23 protein-coding genes are annotated in these 25,833 nt (G+C 47.8%); 14 read left to right on the top strand and 9 right to left on the bottom strand.

Annotated features, from left to right (window positions below; translation table 11 throughout):
• Positions 1-28: 28 nt before the first annotated feature.
• Positions 29-3,433, bottom strand: a complete 3,405-nt coding sequence (locus FEN17_RS17285) for a TonB-dependent receptor (RefSeq protein ID WP_138366571.1) — start codon at positions 3,431-3,433, stop codon at positions 29-31.
• 441 nt (positions 3,434-3,874) lie between these two features.
• Between FEN17_RS17285 and FEN17_RS17280 the strand changes: the two genes are divergently transcribed.
• Positions 3,875-4,651, top strand: coding sequence for an alpha/beta fold hydrolase (locus tag FEN17_RS17280; RefSeq protein ID WP_138366570.1), 777 nt, complete (start codon positions 3,875-3,877; stop codon positions 4,649-4,651).
• Here the strand turns inward: FEN17_RS17280 and FEN17_RS17275 are convergent.
• A complete protein-coding gene (locus tag FEN17_RS17275; RefSeq protein ID WP_138366569.1) occupies positions 4,644-5,075 on the bottom strand; it encodes a hypothetical protein in 432 nt (143 codons plus the stop codon). The two genes, FEN17_RS17280 and FEN17_RS17275, sit on opposite strands and share 8 nt — an antisense overlap.
• A gap of 76 nt (positions 5,076-5,151) precedes the next feature.
• On the opposite strand from FEN17_RS17275, the gene FEN17_RS17270 reads away from it, so the two are divergent.
• From FEN17_RS17270 to FEN17_RS17250, 5 genes are all read left to right on the top strand, one after another.
• Positions 5,152-5,856 (top strand): SAM-dependent methyltransferase, encoded by a 705-nt coding sequence (locus tag FEN17_RS17270; protein ID WP_138366568.1) that lies wholly within the window; start codon positions 5,152-5,154, stop codon positions 5,854-5,856.
• Between the two features lie 79 nt (positions 5,857-5,935).
• Positions 5,936-6,646: a hypothetical protein gene (locus FEN17_RS17265; RefSeq protein WP_138366567.1), complete on the top strand. Its 711-nt coding sequence runs from the start codon at positions 5,936-5,938 to the stop codon at positions 6,644-6,646.
• Between the two features lie 54 nt (positions 6,647-6,700).
• Entirely contained in the window at positions 6,701-7,339 is a 639-nt protein-coding gene (locus tag FEN17_RS17260; protein ID WP_138366566.1) for an MBL fold metallo-hydrolase, read from the top strand.
• Between the two features lie 32 nt (positions 7,340-7,371).
• Positions 7,372-8,073 carry a CDP-diacylglycerol--serine O-phosphatidyltransferase gene (gene pssA / locus FEN17_RS17255; RefSeq protein WP_138366565.1) on the top strand — a complete coding sequence of 234 codons (702 nt, stop codon included), beginning with the start codon at positions 7,372-7,374 and terminating at the stop codon, positions 8,071-8,073.
• Positions 8,074-8,163: 90 nt separating this feature from the next.
• Positions 8,164-9,165: a 3-oxoacyl-ACP synthase III family protein gene (locus FEN17_RS17250; RefSeq protein ID WP_138366564.1), complete on the top strand. Its 1,002-nt coding sequence runs from the start codon at positions 8,164-8,166 to the stop codon at positions 9,163-9,165.
• Positions 9,166-9,172: 7 nt separating this feature from the next.
• Here FEN17_RS17250 and FEN17_RS17245 read toward each other — a convergent pair whose 3' ends face one another.
• Positions 9,173-9,532, bottom strand: a complete 360-nt coding sequence (locus tag FEN17_RS17245) for a CoA-binding protein (protein WP_138366563.1) — start codon at positions 9,530-9,532, stop codon at positions 9,173-9,175.
• A 152-nt stretch (positions 9,533-9,684) separates the two neighbouring features.
• On the opposite strand from FEN17_RS17245, the gene FEN17_RS17240 reads away from it, so the two are divergent.
• Positions 9,685-10,257 (top strand): NUMOD4 domain-containing protein, encoded by a 573-nt coding sequence (locus FEN17_RS17240; protein ID WP_138366562.1) that lies wholly within the window; start codon positions 9,685-9,687, stop codon positions 10,255-10,257.
• A 6-nt stretch (positions 10,258-10,263) separates the two neighbouring features.
• On the opposite strand, the gene FEN17_RS17235 is transcribed toward FEN17_RS17240, so the two are convergent.
• The gene (locus tag FEN17_RS17235) at positions 10,264-10,569 is read right to left on the bottom strand and encodes a HesB/IscA family protein (RefSeq protein ID WP_229208861.1); all 306 of its coding nucleotides are present in this window, start codon (positions 10,567-10,569) and stop codon (positions 10,264-10,266) included.
• Positions 10,570-10,708: 139 nt separating this feature from the next.
• On the opposite strand from FEN17_RS17235, the gene FEN17_RS17230 reads away from it, so the two are divergent.
• Both FEN17_RS17230 and FEN17_RS17225 read left to right on the top strand, forming a co-directional pair.
• Positions 10,709-11,227, top strand: coding sequence for a DUF7935 family protein (locus FEN17_RS17230; RefSeq protein ID WP_138366561.1), 519 nt, complete (start codon positions 10,709-10,711; stop codon positions 11,225-11,227).
• A 13-nt stretch (positions 11,228-11,240) separates the two neighbouring features.
• Complete coding sequence (locus FEN17_RS17225; protein ID WP_138366560.1) at positions 11,241-13,649, top strand: endonuclease MutS2; 2,409 nt, start codon at positions 11,241-11,243, stop codon at positions 13,647-13,649.
• A gap of 78 nt (positions 13,650-13,727) precedes the next feature.
• Here the strand turns inward: FEN17_RS17225 and FEN17_RS17220 are convergent, their stop codons facing one another.
• Entirely contained in the window at positions 13,728-14,966 is a 1,239-nt protein-coding gene (locus FEN17_RS17220) for an MFS transporter (protein WP_138366559.1), read from the bottom strand.
• Positions 14,967-15,200: 234 nt separating this feature from the next.
• Here FEN17_RS17220 and FEN17_RS17215 point away from each other — a divergent pair, with 234 nt between their 5' ends.
• The 4 genes from FEN17_RS17215 (at position 15,201) to FEN17_RS17200 (ending at position 22,055) form a co-directional block, all read left to right on the top strand.
• A complete protein-coding gene (locus FEN17_RS17215) occupies positions 15,201-16,328 on the top strand; it encodes a Gfo/Idh/MocA family protein (RefSeq protein WP_138366975.1) in 1,128 nt (375 codons plus the stop codon).
• A gap of 37 nt (positions 16,329-16,365) precedes the next feature.
• Positions 16,366-17,511, top strand: coding sequence for a Gfo/Idh/MocA family protein (locus FEN17_RS17210; protein WP_138366558.1), 1,146 nt, complete (start codon positions 16,366-16,368; stop codon positions 17,509-17,511).
• A 3-nt stretch (positions 17,512-17,514) separates the two neighbouring features.
• On the top strand, positions 17,515-18,567 hold the full coding sequence (locus FEN17_RS17205) for a sugar phosphate isomerase/epimerase family protein (RefSeq protein ID WP_138366557.1): 1,053 nt from the start codon (positions 17,515-17,517) through the stop codon (positions 18,565-18,567).
• Positions 18,568-18,647: 80 nt separating this feature from the next.
• Positions 18,648-22,055 carry a ThuA domain-containing protein gene (locus FEN17_RS17200; RefSeq protein ID WP_138366556.1) on the top strand — a complete coding sequence of 1,136 codons (3,408 nt, stop codon included), beginning with the start codon at positions 18,648-18,650 and terminating at the stop codon, positions 22,053-22,055.
• A 91-nt stretch (positions 22,056-22,146) separates the two neighbouring features.
• Here FEN17_RS17200 and FEN17_RS17195 read toward each other — a convergent pair whose 3' ends face one another.
• The 4 genes from FEN17_RS17195 to FEN17_RS17180 are packed head-to-tail and all read right to left on the bottom strand — an operon-like array spanning position 22,147 to position 25,019.
• Positions 22,147-22,950 (bottom strand): TIGR02757 family protein, encoded by an 804-nt coding sequence (locus FEN17_RS17195; RefSeq protein WP_138366555.1) that lies wholly within the window; start codon positions 22,948-22,950, stop codon positions 22,147-22,149.
• A complete protein-coding gene (locus FEN17_RS17190) occupies positions 22,937-23,149 on the bottom strand; it encodes a hypothetical protein (protein WP_138366554.1) in 213 nt (70 codons plus the stop codon). The genes FEN17_RS17195 and FEN17_RS17190 overlap by 14 nt, the downstream gene beginning before the upstream one ends.
• A gap of 19 nt (positions 23,150-23,168) precedes the next feature.
• Positions 23,169-24,212 carry a septal ring lytic transglycosylase RlpA family protein gene (locus tag FEN17_RS17185; RefSeq protein ID WP_138366553.1) on the bottom strand — a complete coding sequence of 348 codons (1,044 nt, stop codon included), beginning with the start codon at positions 24,210-24,212 and terminating at the stop codon, positions 23,169-23,171.
• Positions 24,213-25,019, bottom strand: coding sequence for a DUF4905 domain-containing protein (locus FEN17_RS17180; protein ID WP_171037938.1), 807 nt, complete (start codon positions 25,017-25,019; stop codon positions 24,213-24,215).
• Between the two features lie 53 nt (positions 25,020-25,072).
• Here FEN17_RS17180 and kdsB point away from each other — a divergent pair, with 53 nt between their 5' ends.
• Complete coding sequence (kdsB, locus tag FEN17_RS17175) at positions 25,073-25,813, top strand: 3-deoxy-manno-octulosonate cytidylyltransferase (protein WP_138366551.1); 741 nt, start codon at positions 25,073-25,075, stop codon at positions 25,811-25,813.
• Positions 25,814-25,833 lie beyond the last annotated feature (20 nt).

Raw genomic sequence — 25,833 nt, 5'->3', positions numbered from 1 at the left:
CTCTTTCAATTTCTGAACTTCAATCAGATTAGTTGAAGATATAACGCAGACCAATTTGCGCCTGCCATACGCTGTTCACGTTGACGTTTGGCGTAAATGAATCTCTCAAAAGGATCGTCTTGCTCACACCGCCATCATTGATAGTCTGAGTAGCAATGCGGTATTGTGGTACACCATCAGCCGAGACACTCGCCAGCGCCAGAGGGTTAGAAATCCCGCTTGAACTGGAAGCAGTAGCCAGGTTACCCAATCCCCATTTATCGTTGATCAGGTTACCCACGTTCAAAATGTCGCCACGAAGCTGGATCGTATTTCTTTTTTGCTTTTTACCAACTGCTACGTAGAATTCCTGGATCACAGTCAGGTCAAAACGGGTCAGCCATGGGAAAGCGCCACCATTACGCTCTGCATAGTTTCCGCGACGTGTTTTCAGGTAGTCATTACCAGCAATGTATTGGTCAAATGCAGCTTGTTGCTGCTCAGGAGAGTAAACCACCGCATTAGCGCCGGTACCTACTGTCAACGGAACAAATGTCAACTCGGAAGCATTTCTTGGTACGTAAATCAAATCATTGGAATTCTGACCATCACCATTCAAATCCTGGTTAAGCGTATAAGAAATTTTCTGGCCGCTTGTAGAAACCCCTGCCAGTGTAAATACCGTTGATCCGCCGAATTTTCCACCATAATTAAGACGATAGTTTACCAGACCTACGATGCGGTGACGCAAATCGTTATCCGAATAAGTCAGCGGTAAATAGTTCTGTCCGGTCGAAGTCGGAACGTTGGCCTGAACTGTGCTTCCTACAAAAGCAATGTCTTTGGCCTGACCATAAGTATAGGAAACAAATCCACCCAGACCTTTCGAAGCTGGTTTTTCCAATTTCACAGTGGCAATGTAAGAGTTACCTTTTTTGGTGTTTTTCAAAACGAATACGTTCGAAATGTTCGGATTGATAAAACGAGCCTGGTTGATGGTGTTATTGGCGCCGCTACCAGAACTTACTACACCCGATGCAGGGAAACGCGGACGGCCATCAGGACCTACGAAGCTACGGTCCGGCGATTTCAGGTTGGCATCAATGTAACGCAGACCGTTCAATGTTTTGTTATAGATAAACTCAACTGTTCCGATGAAGCCGAAAGGAAGTCTCTGATCCACCGCAATGTTTGACTTCCAAATTTGCGGGTATTTCAGGTTAGCGTCGGAAGCGTTGATTACGTACGGAGGCAACTTTGTGATATCAACAGAGTCACGGTTTGGAACAAACCGACTTGGATCCAGCGTAAATGGATAATCAGTCGTATTCTGAGCACTGATCACCGCGGTGTTAACACCGTTGTTACCAAGCTGGTTAGAAACCAACACCTCAGGAATTCTTGAAACAAAAAGACCGGTACCACCACGCACCTGGGTTGTTTTGTCGCCCGCTACGTCCCAGTTAAAACCGATACGTGGCGATAAAAGCAATCTGGTTTTAGGGAAAGTGCCGGTACTCACTTTGTAAGGTTGGCCATTTTCATCCCTGAATGTCATTGCGGCTACAACCGGGTTTTCAAAATCCTTTGCTGTTGAATTGTCGTAAGCAAATACGTCGCCTCGGATACCGGCGGTAATTTTGAAGTTAGGCGTCGCCTGGAATTCATCCTGTACATAAGCACTATACAAATCTCTTTTCAAAGTCTGCAAAGGCTCGCCGCCGCCTGGCAGCAATGAGTAACGCAGGTTATAACGTGCAACCGAGACTGGGGAAGTTGTAGCGTTCGGGTTGTTCTTGTAAGCCAGCGCAGCAGTTTTGAAATCATCGATAGAGTTATACACATAGACTCCATTCGACGATGGGAAGAACACGTTGTTTGAAGTAAAATGCTCGTAAACCACACCGAATGTGAATGTGTGTTTTCCGGCAAAGTAGCTCAGGTTGTTCGTAATGTTGAAAGTCGAATAGTTCAGCTTGTTGTTCGGCGTAAAAGGGTCGAAACCTACCGTGGTGTAAGTACTTCCGTCTTTTAAAATATCAACGGTCGGGAAGAGCGAAGTTTTGTAGGTACGGTCTTCGATTTGTTTGTTGTAGGTTACCACCAGGTCATTTGCAAATTTACCGCCGAAGTTGGAAGTTAATTCCGCTGCAACCGAACGCGTGTTATCCGCGATCAGGTAACCAGTGTTTTCGCCGGAAATTGCCAGGCCGCTGTTGTTACGGTTACCATTACCAGCCGTGTTTGAGCTGTTACTGTTACTGATAATCTGCCCAGACTCTGAGTCGTGGTGCGAGTAACGAACCGATAGTTTGTGATGGTCATTGATGTTGTAGTCCAGACGGATCAGGCCTTTTGTACTTTTTACATCATTGTTATAACCGTCCAACGCGCCCAGGTTGTAGTTGAAGTTGGTTTGCATAAATTGGCTCAGGTCCTGCAGATCAGCCAAAGTCACACGCGATATGTTGGTACCTGCTGTTCCGCGATCCAAAGACCAGGTCAAAGCAGGCGTGCTGCTCTTAAAGTGTTCTGCATTGATAAAGAAGAACAACTTGTTTTTAATGATCGGACCGCCCAGACGGAAACCGTAAGTGTTTTCTTTTACGTTCGGTGCAGGAGTAATTTTCTGTCCGCCATTTCCATCTTTACCTACCAGGTCATTATTACGGAAAAGTGTGTAGGCAGAACCCGATAGTTCGTTGGTTCCCGAGCGAGTTACCGCGTTAATACCAGCACCTGTAAAGCCAGACTGGCGAACGTCAAATGGTGCTACGTTTACCTGAACCTGGTCAAGGGCGTCCAGTGAAACCGCTGTTGTACCGGTCCGTCCACCCGCCGAAGCAGAGTTGCCCAGACCGAAACCGTTGTTAAAAACAGAACCGTCAATAGTAATGTTGTTAAAACGCGCATCCTGACCTGCAAACGATTGTCCGTTTGAGTAAGGGTTGTATTTCGTAATGTCGCTGAGGGTACGGCCGATTGTCGGCGTCGTATTGATCTGCTCGCGGCCGAATGAGGTTGAAGCACCGGTTCTGTCAGAGCTGAAAACGTCGCTTCTGGCCGTGGATACCACCACTTCTTTCAGGTCAGTGCTGCCGTCCACCATTTTAAAGCTGACGTCAGAAGTAGAACCCAGCTCAGCAAAAATGTTGTCTTTCACCTGGTCCTGAAAACCAACGAATGATACGGTAACCGAATAAGGACCGCCCACGCGAACCGCAGGGATGGTGTACAAGCCTTTTTCGTTGGTGATGGAACCGTACTTAGTGCCGGATGGTACGTGTACTGCAACTACGGTTGCGCCGGGCAGAGACTCCCCTTTGCTGTCCGTAACATTACCCGTGATTGTCGATGAAGTTACCTGCGCCTTTGCGTCAGGCCCGAAGAACGAAAATAGGAGTGCGGTCAGCGCCAGAAACGCTGCCCTGAAAAGTAAACTTTTCCTTTTCATAAATTTGGTGATTTGGTTTGTAAATATTGGTAGGATCATCGGTACCGATGAATAAATATTTGTTGCAAAATAATAGGTTTTTTAATTCAGAAGCAAAAACCAAAATCTAACTAAAATGCAATGCTACTCATCGTAACTGACTGATCTGTTGGAATAATCTAAAATTCTATACCAATACTTCAATATTTTGAAGATTATCAAATTATTAAAAAAGCATAATAAATCACCAGTTCGTTGTAACCCTGTTTTTATTCGAAAAACGAGGCTTTCGTAGAATTTCTTTGATATAAATTGATCAGCGGAAATCTGGCAGATTATGTAATTGTTAAATTTCCCGGCGGCGTTTGTTGCTTTGGGGAAATTACCGCCCAACTTTGTTGTTGTAAAGCGGGGAAGGATTACTAAAAATCCGGATGCCCGGCTTCTTTCAATCCCATTTTTATGCAGCTTAATTTCAAACAAATCGGAGAGAGCGGAAAACCTATGATTATCCTGCACGGCGTGTTCGGCCTGCTGGATAACTGGCTGGGGATCAGCAAAACGATCGCCGATCACGGATACCGCGTCTTCTTAGTAGATCAGCGAAACCACGGCCGGTCGCCGCACCAGGAGCCGCTTGCATTTCCGGCTTTTGCGGAAGATTTAAGAGAATTCATCGCCGAACATCAGCTGGAAAAACCAGTGCTGGTTGGACATTCGATGGGCGGGAAAACCATCATGGAGTATGCTGTAACCTATCCCGGCACTTACGACGCGCTGGTGGTGGTTGACATCGGCCCGAAAGCTTACCCGATCCATCACGCCAGGATTTTACAGGGATTGAATGCGATCCCGATAGACAAAATCGAGAGCCGTACCCAGGCCGACGAGATTTTGAGCGAATATGAGCCGATCCTCTCGGTGAGGCAATTTTTGTTAAAAAACCTGTACAGAAAAGATGAAGGCGGTTTTGGCTGGCGGTTTAATCTGGCTTTGCTTACAAAAGATATGTCGAATGTAGGCGCGGAGATCAAATCGGAAAGCAGGATAGAAACCCCGACACTTTTCGTCCGGGGCGGAAAATCGACCTACATTCTGGACGATGATCTGGAAGGGATTCAGGATATTTTTTCTAATGCACGGCTGGAAACCATTGCGGATGCCGGACATTGGGTGCAGGCTGAGCAGCCCAGGGAATTTGTTACTGTTTTATTCAAATTCCTCGACGAGGTTATCTGACATATTTGGTGCGCCCGCTTAGGCAGGAAGAAATAATCAGCGTGTCGTCGGTCCAGGTAAGCTCCCAGGTAGGGCAGTTAACGCAACTGACATAAAAGCAAATGGGATTGGCGGGTATGGCGCTCTGCGGTTTAATTTCCATGATGGCCCCGTTGATCAGCAGCGAATTTGGTGCGCAACACCTGGGTGTGCCGTCCCCGTTCAAAATAACGCCGTCGCTTCGGAAAACCAATGTGTCTGATTGGTTTGCGGGTACCTTCTCCCAAAAACGCTGGTTGGCAAGTGAAGTTTTTTCAACTTCTACCAACCGCCAGGGGCCGGCGATTGTTTGAATGTTTGCGGCGTCATAAGCACTATCCATGCTGTCCTTTTTGCAGGCAAAAAATAGTGTGAGGAAAAGTGGTAAGTATAAAAGCCTTTTCATTTTTCTTGTTATTTACAAACCGTAGAGTAAGAATCTGCTCTTTTGGTTGGAACAAAAAAATAATTTACAAATACCTATGAATGAACCGGGTATAGCGATATACATGATCCCGACGATCCTCGCGGAAGACACCCAGGAGCGGGTGATAGGACCGCAGATCAGGGAGGCGATTAGCCGGCTGGATGTGTTCTTTGTAGAGAATGTGCGCACGGCCCGGCGCTTCATCAGCAGCCTGAAACTCGGCAAAGTGATTGATAACCTGACGTTTATCGAGCTTACCAAAGACACGCCCGAGTCAATCACCTGGGAAGCATTGAAAAACCTAAGGCAAGACGCCGGTATCATTTCGGAAGCAGGCTGCCCGGGCGTGGCGGATCCTGGCGCAGCGGCCGTGCAGATTGCGCACCAGTTGGGACTGAAAGTAGTGCCGCTGGTTGGGCCATCTTCGATTTTGCTGGCATTGATGGCGTCGGGGACGAGCGGACAATCTTTTGCATTTCACGGCTACTTACCTATCGACAAGGCTTTGCGCAAAAAGGCGATCCAGACGCTGGAAAGGGACGCCAGGCAAAAACAGCAGACCCAGATTTTCATGGAAACGCCTTTCCGGAATAATCAATTATTAGAAGCTGTATTGGAAACCTGCATGCCGGATACGCTGGTTTGCATCGCCTGTAATGTAACGGCTGCGGACGAAATGATCAAAACCCGCACCGTAAAAAGCTGGAAAGCTAACCTGCCTGATCTTCATAAGAAACCGACCATTTTTATCATTGGCTAAAAGCTTGTTTCCAACTTTCACCCACCAAATGCCATCCTGACCTCGATAACCAACATTTATTCAACCAACTTTTTAAGCCATGCAAAAATGGATCTTGTGTGCAGGTGTAGCATTGACTGCTTTTCTATCCGCCTGCAATAACGACGGACTCGATGCCATCACCACAGTAGATTCCGACTTCGAAAAGTCGCTCGACGGATGGAGTGCAGCCTTCTCGGAATATTCTTCCGAAACCGACACGGCTTCATTAGTCTTACGGTCTGGCCGCACCTCACTGCCCCCTGGTCTGGATACCACCCAGCACGCATTCGTCCTGCAGGGTATGAACGGGAGCGACGACATGTTTATGTATTTAAAGAAAAAAGTGACTGGCTTCGTTGCAAATGGGACTTATGAGGTGGTTTTTGACATTAACCTTGGCACCAACTATCCTGAAAACAGCTTTGGCACAGGCGGTTCTCCGGGCAGCTCGGTGTATTTAAAGGCGGGGGCATCGGGCACGGAGCCTTCGGTAAAACTGGTGAACAAATTTTACGAATTCGCCCTGGACAAAGGTGCGCAGTCGCAGGAAGGAAAAGACGCTATCATACTGGGCAATGTGGCCAATGAGCGCGAAGACACGAAATATGCACTGGTAAAAAGATCCAATGGTGGAAAACCATTTACCGTAAAAGCCGATCCGCAGGGTGTGATCTGGCTTTTCGTAGGCACAGATTCGGGTTATGAAGGTCTTACCAAGCTTTATTACAACCGGATCACGGCCAGACTCACCGAATTACAGGTAAACTAAACCGGCGCGTTTTGTAACTTCGCGCACTTTCACAACGCACCAACATTAATTGGAATGATCCAGGTAAAAAGCTTTGTCTTTAATCCGTTTTCAGAAAATACCTATTTGCTTTATGACGAAACCGGCGAGACGCTGATCGTAGATCCCGGCTGCCACGACCGGGAGGAGCTTAAAGAACTCGCAGATTTTATAGCTACTCAAGGGCTCAAACCGGTTGGAATTATCAATACCCACGCCCACATTGACCACGTCCTGGGAATTTCGGCGTTGAAAAGAAGGTACGACATTCCTTTTTCCTTGCACAAGCTCGACGAGCCTCTGCTGAAAGCAGTTAAAACTTACGCTTCGAACTACGGTTTTTCGGGCTTCGACGAGCCGGAAATTGACAACTACCTGACAGAAGGCGAGACGGTAACATTTGGGAATTCAACATTGAAAATCATCTTCGTCCCCGGCCACGCGCCGGGGCATGTGGCCTTTGTGAGCGAGGAAGATAAGTTTGTGATCGGTGGAGACGTACTGTTCCGGATGAGCATTGGCCGGACGGATTTACCCGGCGGCGACCATAGCACTTTATTGAACAGCATCCGTACCCAGTTATTTACATTGCCCGAAGACTACACCGTGTACGCAGGGCACATGGAGCCTACGACGATTGGATTTGAAAAGAAAAATAATCCGTTTTTCAGGTAAATTGCGCGCTCAATGCTAACCCGACTTGCTTTATGATCCGTAAAAATATCCCCAATGCACTGACTTGCGGAAACTTGCTTTGTGGCTGTGTCGGTGTTGTAGAGGCGTTTCATAATAACCTTGTCATTTCCTGCCTGCTGATCGGCGTCGCTCTGATCTTCGACTTTCTCGACGGTTTTTTTGCAAGATTATTAAAAGTAAGCTCCCCGATCGGCAAAGACCTCGACTCGCTGGCCGATATGGTCACATTCGGGCTGCTGCCTTCGATTATCCTTTATCAAATGCTGATGCAGAGTATCCCGGACCTTTTTGGGATCTGGAAAGCATATGCTGCATTTATCATCGCCGTTTTTGCGGCTATCCGTCTGGCGAAGTTTAATAATGATCCCCGCCAGTCCGATTCATTTATCGGTGTACCTACGCCCGCTATGGCGATGCTCATCGCTTCCCTGCCGCTAATAATCCAGTTTGAAGGCAATTATTGGAAGGAAATTATCATTGAAACCAACCGCCTGCTGATCCTGGCCGTGGTCCTCTCCTACCTCATGGTGATGGAAATGCCGCTCATCGCTTTAAAATTCAAGCACTTTGGCTGGCGCGGTAATGAAGCCCGGTTTGTGATGATCATTCTTACGGTGATCCTGCTGGTGACACTCAAAATCCTGGCAGTCCCGGTGATCCTGGTAGCCTATATTCTATTATCTGTCATTGAAAACATCAGAAAAAAAGCTTAATACCGGTTGCTACACCAGCATTTTATTGCAAATTTGTAGTTTACCTTGACAGATATTGGATTTTTAGTACATTTTCTCTTTCAGTAATTTATGACATTGTCGCGTATTACAGGCCTGGGTTATTATGTTCCCGATAACATTATCACCAACAACGACCTGACCCAGTGGATGGAAACATCCGACGAATGGATTCAGGAGCGGACTGGAATCAAGGAAAGGCGCTATTTTGAACACGGCAAAGACACGAATTACAGCATGGCTGCCGCAGCTTCCCGCCAGGCGCTCGAACGCGCCGGTCTTGCACCCAACGATATCGACGTCATTGTTTACGCAACCATCACCCCGGACTATTTTTTCCCCGGCTCGGCATTCCTCATGCAGCGCGAGCTCGGCATGGATGGCAAGCCTGTGATCGACATCCGCGAGCAATGTTCCGGTTTTGTTTATGCATTATCGATCGCTGATCAGTTTATCAAATCGGGCATGTACAAGACCGCGCTGGTGGTCGGTTCGGAAATCCAATCGTCGTGGATTGACCGCAGTACGGCCGGCAGAAACACGGCTGTTATTTTCGGTGATGGTGCCGGAGCAGCGGTTCTTTGCGCTACCGACGATCCCCAACATTGTATATTATCTACACACCTGCACGCCGACGGGCGCTTTGCGGAGGAGCTTTTTGTACGCGAGCCGGGCAGCAGCCGAGCGGGCCGGGCAGCTACGCATGAGATGCTGGACGAGGGTGGTTTTAATGTTTATATGAATGGCAATGCGGTTTTCAAACACGCCATTGTGCGCTTCGGAGAGGTAATCGGCGAGGCTTTGACCGCAAATGGTTACACGCCGGGCGACCTGGATTTGCTGGTTCCCCACCAGGCAAATATCCGTATCAGCGATTATGTCAGGCAACAATTAGGGCTTTCTGAAAGCCAGGTTGTCAACAATATCCAACGTTTTGGTAACACCACGGCCGCGTCCATCCCGATTGCATTATCCGAAGCCTGGGAAAACGGCAGGCTCAAAGAAGGAGACCTGATTTGCCTCGCTGCCTTTGGAAGCGGGTTTACCTGGGCTTCCGCATTAATCAAATGGTGAGAAATATTTAGTACTGGCCAATTGAGAGCATTACCAATGTGCATGCCTCAATTGGTATGATATTTTTATCACTTAACATGCTTTTAAATTCAGGATTTTCAGTACCAGGGTTAAAAATGACGCGTTTAGGCTTTAAAGAGATAATATAATCGTAGTATTCAGGTTGGTGGCTGGGATTAATGTACAGGGTAACCGTATCGACATCCTCCCAATTTGTTTTATCAAGATGAATTTCCTCACCTAATGCAAACCCTTTTTTCCGGCCAACCAAAACAATGGGATGCCCGTGACTCCTGAGTTTTTGCGCAGCCAGATAAGCGTATCTGGATGGATTTGACGATGCTCCGATAATTAACGTACGTTTCATAACTGCGGTTTTTCGTGAACAATGTTGATGACCTATTCACACTAACAAACAATGGAAGAGTGCAAAAATGTTTCACGCACCCGGCAAGGTGCTTCGGATGACATTATTTTTGGAATAACCTTTTAAGAACCTAATTATATATCCTTATCAAAATGAATGAGTTAAATGCAAGTCGGAGTTTTTGGAATGAAAAGTGGGGAAGAATCAAATTCGACGAAATCGAGAACGCTCCTCATTATGAAGTGTCCAATTACGGGAGGCTGAAAAGCTTCCAGAATAACCCGAAAGAAGGAGTAGTGATTAAAGGTTCAGTGATACAAGGTTACCGTTCTTTAAACATCCGGGTGGCAGGCGGAAAAACCATCAACAGGTACGTACACAAGCTGGTAGCAGAACATTTTGTGGAGCGCCAGGATGCGGAGCACAATTTTGTGATTCATGTGGATTTTGAAAAACAGAACAACCACTATGAAAACCTGAAATGGGTCACGAAAGCGGAAATGATCGAGCACAACCGTGAAAACCCTGCTTTTATCAATCGCGTGATCCCGAGAAGGACCAAAAACTACAAGCTGACGGAGAGCAAGGTAAGGATTATCAAAAAGCTGTTGAAAAATGATAATAACCGCCTAAAAATGATTGCAAAGCAGTTTGGCATCACACATACGCAGCTGAACCGCATCAGGTCCGGAGAAAACTGGAAACACGTGACAATAGAGGAATAGGCGGTATCAGCTGTTTATTTTCTCGGCGGTGGAAACCGTATACCCCGCTCCGTTCAAACCTTCTTCATAATCCACCGACACGCCGATGACGTACATAAGGTGACGCTTGTCTATGAACACTTTGATATCTTCAACAAGATAAGTCTGATCATGCTCCGTCGCCGTGTCAAAACCCAGCAGGAATGTTCCGCTGCATGCACCTCCGCGCAGCCCTACCCGCAAGCCGTAAGTGTCTGGGATCTTGTTGGCTTCCAACGTAGACCTAATTTCGAGCTTCGCCTTTTCTGTCAGTTGAATCGGGCTTTCCATCATAACATTACCATCACTTTCATTTATTAACGATCCTAACACGATTCGGGCCGCTTACATTCGCGGTTTTGAATAAAAATCGGCCGAATGGACGCAAAACCTTAATTTTGTGTTTTATCCTGAAAAAAATAGAAGTTAGAAGATGGAATATTACATGGTGCTTGTTGTTGTCCTGATCGGCGGAATCGTCACATTCGGCGTTTACCTGACCATCACTACGGTCGCTGACAAGATTTTTCAGAAGCAAAAATGGGAAATACGCTCCAAAAACGTCGAGATTACCTTGCCGCTGCGCTTGCAGGCGTATGAAAGAATGTGCCTTTTCCTGGAAAGGATCACGCCGAGCAACCTGCTGCTGAGGCTGGTACCTTCGGCAATGAGCGCGCTGGAATTGCAGCAGATACTATTACAGGAAATCCGCGACGAATACAACCACAATGTGGCGCAGCAGCTGTATATCAGCGTTCATGCCTGGGAGCAAATTACGAATGCGATGAACGAAACCGTCGCGGTAATCAACCAGTCAGCGGCGGAAGTTTCGGCGGAAGCGCCGCCTTCGGATTTGGCAAAAAAGATATTTTCACACGTGATCGAGAAGGAAGTGCAGCCGGCGGCGCACGCATTGAAAGTCCTGAAAGAAGAAATCAGGCAACTATTTTAATTAAAAAAAAGTAATGCTATATCCCAACACCATAGAGCAAAAATTAGGTTTTGATAAATTAAGGGAACGGTTAAAAGAAGCTTGTATCAGTCCTTTGGGACAGGCTTTTGTTGAAAAAATAAAATTCTCGGAAAACTTCGGGCTGGTTGAAAAACTGGTGAGCCAGACTGCCGAAATGCAGCGCATCCTCGAAATCGGCGAGAATTTTCCTTCCCAAAACTACATTGACGCAACACCTTATCTGAAACGGGCGGCCATCGAAGGCATGCTCCTGACACAACCCGAGTTTTCCGATTTAAAGGCGTCTTTACACACAATCCGGCTGATTTTAAAGTTTTTCGACAGCCAGGAGCCTGAATCTTTCCCGATCCTGATCGAATATTCAAAGACGATCCGCGTTGAAAAATCCATTACAGATGCAATCGACCGCATTATCGACGAGCGCGGGCAAATTCGCGATTCGGCCTCAAACGAACTTTCCAGGATCCGCAAGCGACTCATTTCGGAGCAGGCTGGCATACGGAAAAAGCTTGATACGATCCTGAAATCGGCAAAAAGCAGCGGCTGGATCGGTGAGGATGTTTCGCTGACGGTCAGGAACGGAAGAATGGTGATCCCGGTTGCGGCGGAGCACAAAAGAAAAGTCCGCGGCTTTATTCATGATGAGTCTGCCACCGGGCAAACGGTTTTCATCGAGCCGACGGATGTTTTTGAATCCAACAATGAGATCCGTGAGCTGGAATATGAGGAGCGCCGGGAAATCAACAGGATTTTACTGGAACTTACTGCTACGCTCAGACCGTATGTTCCTGATCTTCAAAAGGCTTACAACTTTTTAGGCCTGATGGATTTTCTGCGCGCAAAAGCAAAACTGGCGGCAGAAATGGGCGCAATTAACCCGCCTTTTCAGAACCAGCAATTCGTTGATTGGCGCGATGCGCGTCACCCGCTTTTACATTTATCATTTCAAAAGCAGGGCAAAAAAGTTACGCCCCTGAACATTGAGCTGAAAGAAAAACAGCGCATCCTGATCGTTTCCGGGCCGAATGCGGGCGGAAAGTCGGTGGCGCTTAAAACCGTCGGGCTGATCCAGTATATGTTCCAATGTGGCCTGCTGGTGCCGGTGGCGGAAGGTTCTTCGATGGGTTTTTTCCAAAATATTTTTATTGATATCGGCGACGAGCAGTCGCTGGAAAATGACCTGAGTACTTACAGCTCGCATTTAACCAACATGCGGCATTTTTTGACGATGGCCAACCGCCGGACATTATTTCTGATCGATGAGTTTGGTACGGGCACCGAGCCCGGGCTAGGCGGCGCAATTGCGGAAGCGATCCTCGAAAATCTGACAAAATCGGGCGCTTATGGCGTAATTAATACACATTATACCAACCTGAAAGTGCTTGCTGACAAAACGGATGGACTGGTAAATGGTGCGATGCGCTTCGACGGGGAACATTTGGAGCCTCTTTATCAGCTGGAAATCGGTCGCCCAGGCAGCTCTTTTGCGTTTGAGATTGCGTCTAAAATCGGGTTACCGAAGGCGGTGATCGAGCGGGCGAAGGAAAAGCTGGGGACGCAGCAGGTAAGTTTTGAAAAACTGCTGAAAGAACTGGACATTGAGCGCCGGGTATTTTCCGAGAAGAACATTGAGGTGGGTATTAAGGAAAGAAAGCTGGCGAAACAGCTCGCTGACTATACTTCTTTGAAAGAAAACCTGGAAAACAACGAGAAGAAAATCGTCAACGAAGCCAAGCAAAAAGCCAAAAATTTACTCTCTGATGCCAATCAGCTGATTGAAAATACCATCCGGGAAATCAAGGAAAACAAGGCTGAGAAGGAAAAAACGAAAGTTGTAAGGAATGAGCTGGAAACATTCGGAAAGAAAAACCTGGAACTGGAAGAGGTAGTTGAAACCGCGCCGGCAGAAGATGTGTACGAGCCGGAAGGCGGCGATATTACGCCGGGCAGCTACGTAAGGATTATCGGGCAAACGGCTATCGGTGAGGTACTTTCGCTAAAAGGCAAGGACGTGGAAATCAGGATCGGGGATTTGAAATCGAATGTAAAGCTCAACCGGCTGGAAAAGGTTTCCAACAAAACCTACAAGGCGGCTACCGGCGAGAAGAAGGTAAAAACCGCTGCAAAAGGCGTCGACTTAAATGAGCGAATGTTGAATTTCAGTTTTAACCTGGACATGCGTGGAAAACGCGGTGAGGAAGCCTTAGGTGTGGTGGACCAATTTATGGATAATGCGATCATGCTGGGTTACGATGAACTTCGCATTGTTCACGGCAAAGGCGACGGGATCCTTAGAACATTGGTACGCAACCATTTGAGAGGCTACTCGCAGGTGAAAGGCATGCAGGATGAACATCCCGACCGTGGTGGCGCTGGCGTGACGATTGTAAAGTTGAAATAGATTGAAACAAAAAAAGAAAGTGCGGATGCAGGAACAATCTGTTCCCGCATCCGCACTTTCTTTTTAACCTAAATAATATTAATGTAAAGCAGCTCCCTGCGTTCCAGGTACTGTTTTACGGCTTTTCATCCAGAAGAAAAGGATCGCAAATGCCACGATCAAAATAGCCGGGAACATGAGCATCGTGCTCAATGTAGCCTGGCCTGCTGCCAACTCCATTTCATCGCCAGTCAATCCCTGTGCAATTTTCTCAGCTCTTGCGTCATCAATCCAGCTACCGATAATCGGTTGGAAAATCGCCGTCGAAAACATTCCCACGCCACCTACGATAGACATACCGAGTGCACCGCTCAAAGGCACATTCTGCGCGATAAATCCGATCATGGTTGGCCAGAACAAACCTACTCCGCAAGCGAAAACCACCGCCGCAGCATAAGCCAGCGGGCCAGTTACGGTACTGAACATATAAATTCCGATCGCTGCGAGGATCGAGCCACCCCAAAGGATACCCGTAGCTCCCAGGGCCGATACGATCGGCGCTGCGAAAAAGCGGATTAATGCCATTAAACCGGTCACCAATGCAAGGATCAACATTGGGCTTGCGCCGCTTTTACTCATGATCAGACCTGTCCACTGCTGCGGACCAAATTCGCTGATTGCGGTAAACGCCATGCAGAAGAAAATGAAGATATACAGCGGAGTAGCCATCGCCCTTAAATTCTCGCTGATGGATGTAACGCCGGAAATATGTGGCTTTGGAAATGCCTGTCCCCAGAAAAGGATGGCGTAAATGATAGCCGGGATCATGATCACCCAGATTTGTGCCTGCCAGCCCAGGTTTGCGTCGGTCATAAACTTGGAGATCAAGCTACCTACCACGATACCGCCAGGGAACCACATGTGAAAGCGGTTGAGCATTTTGTTCAGCTTCAACCCGTCGTAAGTATCGGCGATCATTGGGTTACAGGCTGCTTCCGTACATCCGTTACCGATTCCGATGAAGAATGTTGAAACCAGAAGTCCCACATATCCACCGGCATAAATCGTCATGACGATACCGATAATGTGGCAGACGAGGGCGATCTGCATAATGATTTTTGGCCCTACTGAGTGATAAACAAGCCCCCCGATGATCATAGACAAAGGAAAACCCGCAAAAAACATCGAGTTGATAAAACCAAGCTGCTCGGCAGAAAGGCCGAACTCTGCGCCCAGCTGGGGAAGGATCCCTGCGCGGATACTGAAAGAGAACGCAGTGGTAATAAGCGCAAAACAACTGGCATTGAATAACCTGCTGCTGTTAACGGTTTGAGTCATAAGACTAAAAGGGTTTGATTATAGATTTTGATAAAAATTAGTGAGCAATGTTTTATTTAAGATTTTCTCAGAAAAAACAAATTAGGCAACATTCTACTGCTTTTACTCTGCTTCTGACCGGGTATTATGACCGTTAAATTTATATTTGTAAGAAGTAAGAGTAATGTATACTACTCTTTATATGTGTAAAATCTTTGAAACTTTAAACCAACTGGAATGTCACGAAAGATCAGAATGGGCATGGTAGGTGGCTCCCTGGACGCATTTATTGGTGGGGTTCATCGCCGTGCAGCGATCATGGATGGAGAAATTGAACTTGTTTGCGGGGTGTTCAGCTCCGACGCTGCCAAATCCAAGGAAACAGGACGCGCATTGTACCTGCCGGAAGACCGCCTGTACGATGACTACGAAGAAATGATCCTGAAAGAAAAGCAGCTGCCCGAAGGTGAAAGGATGGATTTTGTTGCAATAGTAACACCCAACCACATGCACTACGGCCCTACCAAGCTGGCTTTGGAAAATGGTTTCCACGTAGTTTGCGATAAACCGATCACATTGAATACCGAAGAAGCGGAAGAAATTGCCGCTTTGGTGAAGGAAACCGGCCTGATTTTCTGCCTGACGCATAATTATACCGGCTACCCGATGGTGAAAGAAGCCAAAAGCATGATCGCTTCGGGCGCTATCGGCGAGGTACGCAAAGTAATTGTGGAATATCCGCAGGGCTGGCTGGCCACATTGGTAGAAGTTACCGGCAACAAGCAGGCTGCCTGGCGTACCGACCCTAAAAGATCGGGTGCCGCGGGTGGACTGGGCGATATCGGTACCCACGCCGAAAACCTGGCCGAGTACATTACTGGTTTAAAAATCAGTCAGATATGTGCCGACTTGACCATTTTCGTAGAAGGCCGCCTGCTAGACGACGATGCGAATGTGCTCCTGCGATTTAACAATGGCGCGAAAGGTATTTTGCAAAACAGTCAGATTGCAAATGGTGAAGAAAACGACCTGAATATCCGCGTTTACGGGGAAACCGGCGGGCTGCAATGGAAGCAGATGGAGCCTAACACATTGATCCACAAGACAAACCAGGGCGTGCGCATTATCCGCACAGGCGTGGGCAACTTATCCAAAGCCGCCCAGGTACATACGCGCATTCCCGCAGGGCATCCCGAGGGTTACTTCGAGGCATTTGCCAACCTTTACAGAAATTTCGCGATCCATTTGAGGGCTTACTGGGAAGGCAAAAAAGCCGATGCGGTGTACGATTTTCCCTCCGCCGAGGACGGTCTTCGCGGCATGAAGTTCATCGACGCGGTGATCGCTTCCAACAACTCGGATACCAAGTGGACCGATTTCTGATTTCTAGTTTTTTCACCTATCTCCATACCCATTTTTTATGAACAAAATTAAAGTTGGTGTCGTCGGTACAGGGTTCATCGGGCCTGCGCACATTGAAGCGCTGAGACGGCTCCCGAATGTGGAAGTAGCTGCGCTTTGCGAGGTTACAGCTGAACTGGCCAAAGAAAAGGCAGACGGCCTGGGCATTGCCCGTTCCTACACATTTGATGAATTGCTGAAACAAGAGGATATTCAGGCAATTCACATTTGTACCCCCAACTTCCTGCATTACTCCCAGTCGAAAGCAGCATTGCTGGCTGGAAAGCATGTAATATGTGAAAAACCTTTGGCCAAAGACCTGGCTGAGGCAGAAGAACTGGTTGCGCTGGCAGCCCAGACCGGTCTGGTGAATGCTGTGCACTTTAACCTACGCTACTACCCGCTGGCCCGGCAGATGAAATCCATGCGTGAGCGCGGCGAGCTGGGAGAGATTTACTCTTTCATCGGTTCATATCTGCAAGACTGGCTTTTTTACGAAACCGATTACAACTGGCGCCTCGAACCGGACAAATCGGGCGACTCCCGCGCAATCGCCGATATTGGCTCACATTTGATGGATATACTGGAATACATTACCGGCCTGAAAACGGTTTCGGTGATGGCAGATTTCAATACCATCCATAAAACCCGCAAAAAACCATTGAAGCCGGTAGAAACTTACTCTGGCAAAATGCTGCAACCCGAAGATTACGCCGACGTACCCATCACCACCGAAGATCACGCGAATGTGCTCCTGCGTTTCGATAATGGCAGCAAAGGGGTGATCACTGTTTCCCAAGTTTCGGCGGGTCGTAAAAACCGAATGGCGCTGGAAATCGCTGGTTCGAAGAAAACATTCAGCTGGTGCTCGGAAGCTCCCAACGAAATGTGGATCGGTAACCGCGACAAGGCAAATGAAGTTTTGATGCGCGATCCTTCGCTGGTCAATGATGATGTGCGCTCGACCATCACATTCCCTGGCGGACATAACGAAGGTTTCCCGGATACTTCCAAGCAAATGTTCAAGGAAGTGTACGCCGCCATCGCTGCTGGCAAACAACCCGAAAACCCGACATTCCCTACCTTCGCCGACGGGTACCGTGAGTTATTGATTTGTGAAAAAATTCTTGAAAGCAACCGGGCGCAGGCTTGGGTAACTATTTAAATCATGAAAACAATCAAAGGACCAGGCATTTTTCTTGCTCAATTTCTGGGTGATGAGGCGCCTTTCAATACATTAGATTCGATTGCGGATTACATGGCCGGGCTGGGCTACAAAGGTTTGCAGCTTCCTACCTGGGACCCGCGCGTGATCGACGTGAAACAATGTGCTGAGTCGCAGACTTATGCTGATGAGCTGAAAGGCAAATTGGCAGATAAAGGTTTGGAAATCACAGAACTGGCTTCGCACATTATCGGTCAGCTGGTGGCTTCTCACCCGGTTTATGACGAAATGTATGATGGCTTTGCAGTACCTGAAGTGCGCAATAATCCAAAGGCACGTGCGGAGTGGGCGACGGAACATTTGAAATATGTGGCACAAGCAAGCCGCAGATTGGGACTAAGCGCAAGTGCCACATTCTCTGGTGCTTTGGCGTGGCCGTTTTTATATCCTTGGCCGCAACGTCCTGCCGGTTTGGTGGAAACAGCATTCAAAGAGTTGGCAGCCAGATGGAAGCCGATCCTGGACGTGTATGACGAAAATGGTGTGGACGTAGCTTACGAGCTGCACCCGGGTGAAGATTTGTTTGATGGTTCAACATTCGAAATGTTTGTGGATTACCTCAACGGACATACCCGCGCCAACATTAACTACGATCCAAGCCACTTTATATTGCAACAACTTGATTATCTGCAATTCATCGACTTGTACCACGACCGTATCAAAGCATTCCACGTAAAAGATGCCGAATTCAATCCTACCGGGAAGCAAGGTGTTTACAGCGGTTTTGCCGGCTGGGCAGATCGCGCGGGGCGTTTCCGTTCTTTGGGAGACGGTCAGGTAGATTTTAGTGGTATTTTCTCGAAACTGTCGCAATACGATTACGGCAGTTGGGCAGTTTTGGAGTGGGAATGCTGCATTAAGTCGCCGGTTCAGGGAGCTGCCGAAGGTGCACCTTTCATCGAGGGACATATCATTGAAGTGACGACGAAAGCATTTGACGATTTTGCCGGAACCGGTGCGGACGAAGCATTCAACCGCAAAGTACTAGGCCTTTAACCAGGTCGTTTACAGTATATAAAAAACCTGTCTTTCTTATGGAAGATAGGTTTTTTAGTTAACCAATCACCATAATTGTAATGCGTAAATTTCCTTTTTCAAAAGCGGCAGACAGCTTTCGGATGCTTTTTTTCACTGCATTTGCCGTTTGCAGCCTCTCAGCATTTGCCCAGACCGTTACCCCGGAAAAACGGGTTTTGGTTTTTTCTAAAACCGCCGGTTTCCGGCATTCTGCTATTCCCGCAGGAAAAACTGCAATCATCAAACTAGGCAAGGATACCGGCTTTGCAGTCGACACGACGGAAAATGCCACGGTATTTACCGAAAAAAACTTACAAAAATACAGCGCCGTCATTTTCCTGAACACCACAGGTAATGTGCTGAACGACAAGCAGCAAGAGGCTTTTGAACGGTACATTCAGGCGGGCGGCGGCTATGTGGGCATTCACTCCGCGACCGATACTGAATATGACTGGCCTTGGTACAACAAACTTTCAGGCGCCTATTTCGCCAGCCACCCAGGCAATCCCAATGTACAGGAAGGCGAAGCTTATGTGGTGAACGATCAGCATCCATCGATGGAGGGTTTTCCAAAAAAATGGAAGATCAAAGATGAATTCTACGATTTCAAAAGCTTCAATCCGCAAGTAACTATACTTGTGAAAATCGACGAGAAAAGCTATAAAGACGGAAAAATGGGCGACGATCACCCGATGTCGTGGTACCATGAATATGACGGCGGAAAAGCTTTTTATACCAATTTCGGGCATGAAGATGCTACCTATGTGAACCCGGTGTTTGTCAAACATTTAACCGGCGGGCTGAACTGGGTGACGGCTTCGAAACTGGATTATTCCAAAGCGCGGCCCGAGGAAAACCGTTTTACTAAACAGGTACTTGCTACCAAGCTGGACGAGCCTACAGAGCTGGTTGTTTTGGACGATCAACGCATTTTGTTTACCGAGCGGAAGGGAAAGTTGAAATTATATAATCCTAAAACCGGGAAAATCAAGATTGCGGGTGAAGTGCCCGTTTATACAAAACAGGAATATGGTCTGATGGGCCTTAACATTGACCCGAATTTCAAGACTAACAAGCTGATTTACATGTATTATTCGCCGCCATCTTCGGAGGCAGATACTGCGCAGCATTTGTCGAGATTTAAATATGATGATGTAAAAGATACGCTGCTGCTTTCGACCGAGGAAGTAATGTTGACGGTGCCTGTAAAAAGGACGGATTGCTGCCATACCGGCGGCTCCATCGCCTGGGACAGCAAAGGAAATTTGTACCTGTCGACCGGTGACGATGTAAACCCTTTCCAATCAAACGGTTACGGCCCAATTGACGAGCGTCCGGGACGTGAAGGCTGGGATGGTCAGTTTACTTCTTCCAATACCAATTCTTTGAGAGGTAAAGTTTTAAGAATTAAGCCACGCTATGGCGACCGTCGCGCCAATATGCCAGGCGGCACCAATTTGTACGACATTCCGGAAGGCAACCTTTTCCCTCCCGGCACCGACAAAACCCGTCCGGAAATCTATGTGATGGGTACCAGAAACCCTTACCGCATTGCGGTGGATCAGCATACCGGTTTTCTGTACTGGGGAGATGTGGGCCCGGATGCGTCGGTAGACAGCCCTAAGCAAGGTTCAAGAGGTTATGACGAAGTGAACCAGGCGCGGAAGGCAGGCTATTTTGGTTATCCGCTCTTTATCGCCAACAACAAGCCATACATTGATTTCAACTACGCGGACAGTACTTCCGGCAAACCATTTGATCCGCTTAAACCGATCAATAATTCGCCTCACAACACCGGCTTGCAGGAATTACCGCCCGCTCAGCCTGCATTCATTTATTATCCCTACGCCGATTCGCCGGATTTTGGGCCGGTTGTAGGCAAAGGTGGCCGTAATGCGATGGCGGGGCCGGTTTACTATGCCGCTGATTTCAAGGATAGTAAGGTGAAATTTCCAGGTTATTATACCGGTAAATTCTTCGCTTACGACTGGATCAGGGATTACATCAACATTGTGACTATGAACGAAAAGGGCGACCTGACGAATATTGAGCGGTTCCTGCCGAATACCAAGTTTAGTCACCCGATCGATATGCAGTTTGCGAATGATGGTTCGCTTTACACCCTGGAATACGGACCTAACTGGTTCGCGCAGAATGATGAAGCAAGTCTTTCGCACATTACTTATAATGCCGGAAACCGCGTCCCAGTTGCGGCGGCTACTGCCAGCAACACCACCGGCGCCAGCCCGCTGAAAGTAACATTCTCTTCGAAAGGTTCTCTGGATTACGATGGCGATCCGATCAAGTATGAGTGGACTTTTGGAAAAGGTTTGCCAAAAAGTAATGTGGCCAATCCGAGCTATACTTACACAAAGCCCGGCGAGTACACGGCCATGCTGAAAGTGACCGACAATGCCGGAAATTCGAATACTTCGGAAGTGATTGTGCGCGTGGGTAATGCGGTACCGAAAGTGGATGTGGCGATCAAAGGCAATAAAACTTTTTATTGGAATGATAAGCCTGTGAATTATGAGGTTTCAGTGACCGATAAAGAAGATGGCAGTCTGGCGGATAAGAAAATCCCTGAGGATGAAGTTACCCTGACGATCAACTACCTGGAAGGTTTTGACAAAACGCAGCTCGCGCAGGGACACCAGGCCAATACCGGCTTTGAAACGGGTAAGAGAATGATTGAGCTGAGCGATTGCAAAGCTTGCCACTCCAATGATAAGAAGTCGATCGGGCCAGCTTACAAGGAAGTTGCCAAGAAATATGCGAGCGAACGAAACTCACTTAAAAAACTGACTGACAAGGTTTTGAAAGGCGGAAGCGGCGTTTGGGGCGAGCAGGCGATGCCCGGTCACCCGCAGCACAAGCCTGAGGAAGTGGAGGAAATGGTGAAATACATTCTTTCGCTGAACAACGAAAAAGGGGTTGATAAGAAACCTTTGAAAAGCACTTACGTGACCCAGGCTAAGAAAAAAGATGGTTCGTACATTTTCACGGCCAGCTACACCGACAAAGGAAACGGCGCGATGGGACCTCAGACAGGCTCGAAAACAGTAGCATTGCGTCCGGCTACCGTCTTGGCGAGTACGGCAGATAGTACCAGAAACACTGCAACATTCAAGATGGAAGGCGGCTCGGAAGTGGTTGTAGGGCTGAAAACCGACGGCTTCATCGCTTTCGACGACATTGACCTGAGCGAAATCTCCAACCTGGCAGTCGCCGTAGGCAGCAGCGCCGGACGAACCGCCGGAGGTACCCTGGAAATCCACCTTGACAGCCCAGCCGGAACAAAAATCGGCGAAGGCAAAGTGGACAAGCCCGAAACCTTAAACATTCCGGTCAAAGCGCCAGCCGACAAAAAAATGCACAAAGTGTTCTTTGTCTTCAAAAATCCGGAAGCGGGTCCCAAGCCATTGTTTACAGTAGAATGGATCCGGTTTGATAGTTCTGTGCTGTAGGTTTTTTGGTTTTGAAAGAGATATAAAAAATGCGGCTTCCTTTGGGAGCCGCATTTTTTTGTTTAGTAAATTTTTATCACCGACTGGAAAATCACTTCGCAAACCCCTCAATCCCCAGCCCGAACAAAGCAAAATCATACTTTACAGGATCACTCGGGTCAAGAGAGCGCAATGATGCGGTAAGTTCCAAGGCAGTTTGCCAATCCGTGACAGGACGCCTGATCATTCCAAGCAGGCGCGCGACGCGGTCGACGTGGACGTCGCAGGGGCAGACGAGCTGGGCGGGTTGAATGTTGTTCCAGATGCCGAAGTCTACGCCTTGGTTGTCTTTGCGGACCATCCAGCGGAGGAACATATTGAGGCGTTTGCAGGAGGATTTTCGGACGGGCGTCGCGATGTGCTTGCGTGTGCGGGCAGGGAAATTTTCGGAGTCGCTGAATTGATCATGGAAACCGATCAGGGCGTTTTCAATTGTGGTGTCGAGCGATGTAATGTGATTGCTGAATGCGAATTCCAGTGAATCGTGGCGGCGGTAATATTCCTGGAAGAAATGCAGGAAGTAGAGCGTATCCGTCGCGTTGAATGTGCGGTGCTTGAAATCCAGAAATGGTTTCAGATCGCTAGGCTCGTGATTCAGGACGAAATCGTATGGCGCATTGTCCATCAGCCGGGAAAGTTCGAGACATTTGTTGATGATGGTTTTGCGCTGTCCCCAGGCGAGTACTGCTGCCCAGAAGCCCATGATCTCAATGTCCTGCTTGATTGAAAACCGGTGGGGAATGCTGATGGGATCAAATGGAATAAAATCCGGGCGGTTATATTGAACCACCTTTTCTTCCAGCAAATCAAAAATATAAGAGGAAACTGGCGGGTTTTCGGTATCAGTGCTTGACATGGCTTCCTCCGAACAGGTAAGCCAAAATTCTTGAAATACCAGAAAAAAACATCACTATACCCGAAAACAAGAAGGTAAATATGGCAATAAAAGGATACAGCAGCATGAACATCACACTCCACAACTTATAGCCTGGCGTGTTCTTCATTTCAGCCCTTTCCTCTTCTCTTTTAGAACGGAATTCCGGTGCGTGTTTCATATTTTTATGTTCGTTGATTTTATTCCAGATAACTTACTACTGCCCTGAAACGCTTGCTGTTAGGCGAAACTTTTTCAAATGCGCGGGAAGAAAGTTTGATCACAATGTCATCATTAATACTGGTATCGGGAATGCGTCCGATGATCCTGACAATGATTTTTTCCTGGTTATATTCATTTAAAACTTCCACCAGCGCGCCGATCGGTGCAGTGCGGTGAAGACCTAGGAATTTGCTGGTACTCTCGTCTGTTTCAATGACTTCTGCCAGGCCAGATTCCGAAATTCTTTTACCCTTAACTACTTTGGGCGGCGCTACTTCTTCTACCGGCTTCAAAACCTTTTCAGGAACCACAGCTTTCGCTTTTACTGAATCCTTTACAACAGTGGTCGTGGTAGTCACTTTCGGTGCGGGTGGCGCTACGGTCGCAGCGGCAGGTTTCTCAGCGCCTTTCTCGCTCACAATCAGCTCCTGGCCATCTTTCAGATTATCGTCGGTGAGACTATTCCATTTACGTAGATCCGCCATCAAAACGCCATACTTCACGGCTACGCGATATAATGTTTCCCCCGGCTCGACTTTGTGAATGCCATTTGCGGGCGGGGCTACGGCAGCACCGGCAGTGGGCGCCGCGGTGGTGGGAGCGGGTGTCGGAACGGTTGCCGGAGCAGCAGCGGCTGGCGTATCAGCTACTGGCTTTACTTCCTTTACCTCAGCTTTTTGGGCTTCTTTTTTTTCTTGCCTTTCTTCCTTTTTCGCTTCTTTCTCCTCTTTCTTTAAATCCTTTTTTGAAACTTTTCCAGCATAAGGAACCCGGATTGTCTGCCCCGACTGAATCTGGTCGCTCATGCCTGGATTGGCCTCGCGAAGTGCCTGGATAGTAGTACCATACTGGCGGACAACCGCAAACATGGTTTGTCCCTGATTGACTCTGTGCAGGACAAAAACTTTCCCTCCTACCCGCTCGATTCCAACAGAATCGACAACACTTAACTTCCCGGCCCGGGCATTCGCTACTCCTGACAACAATCCCGCCATAAGGGCCAGGCAAAAAATATATCTCATTTATTTTGAAAGCGTTAAACTCGAAAACTCATTATTATTTTTCAGATAAACCAGCGTCGACGCTTTCAACATCATCGTAGACCGGCCTAGTCCCTCACGCCCTTCTGACAACTTTTCGTGTAGAATTGTTTCCGTCTGATCTGTTACTATGAGGAGGTATTGCACCGTTTTATCTTGCTCGTAAATATAGTAAGAAAAGATCACATAGGGCCGCGTTTCCAGATAATCGATGCTGTGTGCGAGGTGCCCGCCAGAGAGGTTCCCGCCGGTTTTATTTTGAATGAAGGTTTGCAGTTTTTCAAAATAAATATTTCCAGTCATGTAACGCACCGGCTCCTGTAAAATTATCTGGTTCTCTTCCTCAGGAATATTTTCCAAGTCCGGCAAAAATCGGTGTATCCCTACATCATATATTTTCTGCTTGAAACCCTCGCCTGCCTTGGTAGCCAATGTTAAATACTTTTCCCCGGCCGCATTCACCAGAATGTAATTCGGCACAACCTCTTCCAACTCGCCGTTTGCGGCCGAAAGTATGACAAGATCCGTAGGCTCAGGTACTTCCGGATACCGATAGTTGTGCAGATAAACGCGACCATACGAAAACGCGGTCAGCGATGTCCACCAGTCGGTTGCCTCAGGTTGCTGATGCCACAAAAGTGCCTGCTTTTGTGTATCGATCATGGCAAACGAAACTTGTTTTTCGACCGTATCCCGTAGCTCGATAACCCACAGATGACTCGCCGGGTCCGCATCGGGAAGTATGCGCCAGATATTTTGGGAAAACTTTTGAGATATGAGTTTTTGCAATTTTTTACATTTATTTTGAAACAAATTACAATGTTCAGACAAACTACGACCTCGTGCAAATACTAGGAATAATACCTGCCCGCTACGCTTCTACCCGTTTTCCTGCCAAGGCTTTGGTGGATATCGGCGGTAAAAGTATGATCCGCAGGGTATATGAGCAATCATTAAAAGCAAAACAACTGGACCACCTGGTCGTGGCGACAGACGATGAGCGCATTATGGACCACGTGCTTTCCTTTGGCGGGAATGCGGTGATGACTTCTACGGAACATCATAGCGGTACAGATCGCTGCTTTGAGGCTTTCAGCAAAACGCAAGGAGATTTTCAATATGTGATCAACATTCAGGGTGACGAACCTTTTATCAGCCCCGAGCCGATTGAGGAACTGGCCGGGGTGCTCGATGGTGATACCGAGCTGGCAACATTGGTAAAAGTGATCGACTCCATGGACATTTTATTTAACCCGAATGTGCCGAAAGCGATCCTAAATAAAAGGGATGAGGTCATGTATTTCAGCCGCCAGACGATCCCCTACCTGCGCAATGTAGAGCAGGATAACTGGCTGAAATTCCATACGTTTTACAAGCATATCGGCATTTACGCTTACCGGACCGATGTGCTGGCCGAGATCACAAAACTGTCGGTTTCCGCGCTGGAAAAGGCGGAATCGCTGGAACAGCTACGCTGGCTTGAAAACGGATTTTCTATCAAAGCGGTGATCACTTCCGACGATTCTCACGGCGTGGATACCCCCGATGATCTGGACCGGGTGACCAAAAAATTTCTGCTTTAACCGACCCGATTTGGTATACA

Origin of the sequence: Dyadobacter luticola (assembly GCF_005860805.1) — a bacterium.
Classification (GTDB): Bacteria; Bacteroidota; Bacteroidia; order Cytophagales; family Spirosomataceae; genus Dyadobacter; species Dyadobacter luticola.
Note: the sequence above shows the minus strand (reverse complement) of the source record. Positions and strands in the feature narration are given on the sequence as shown.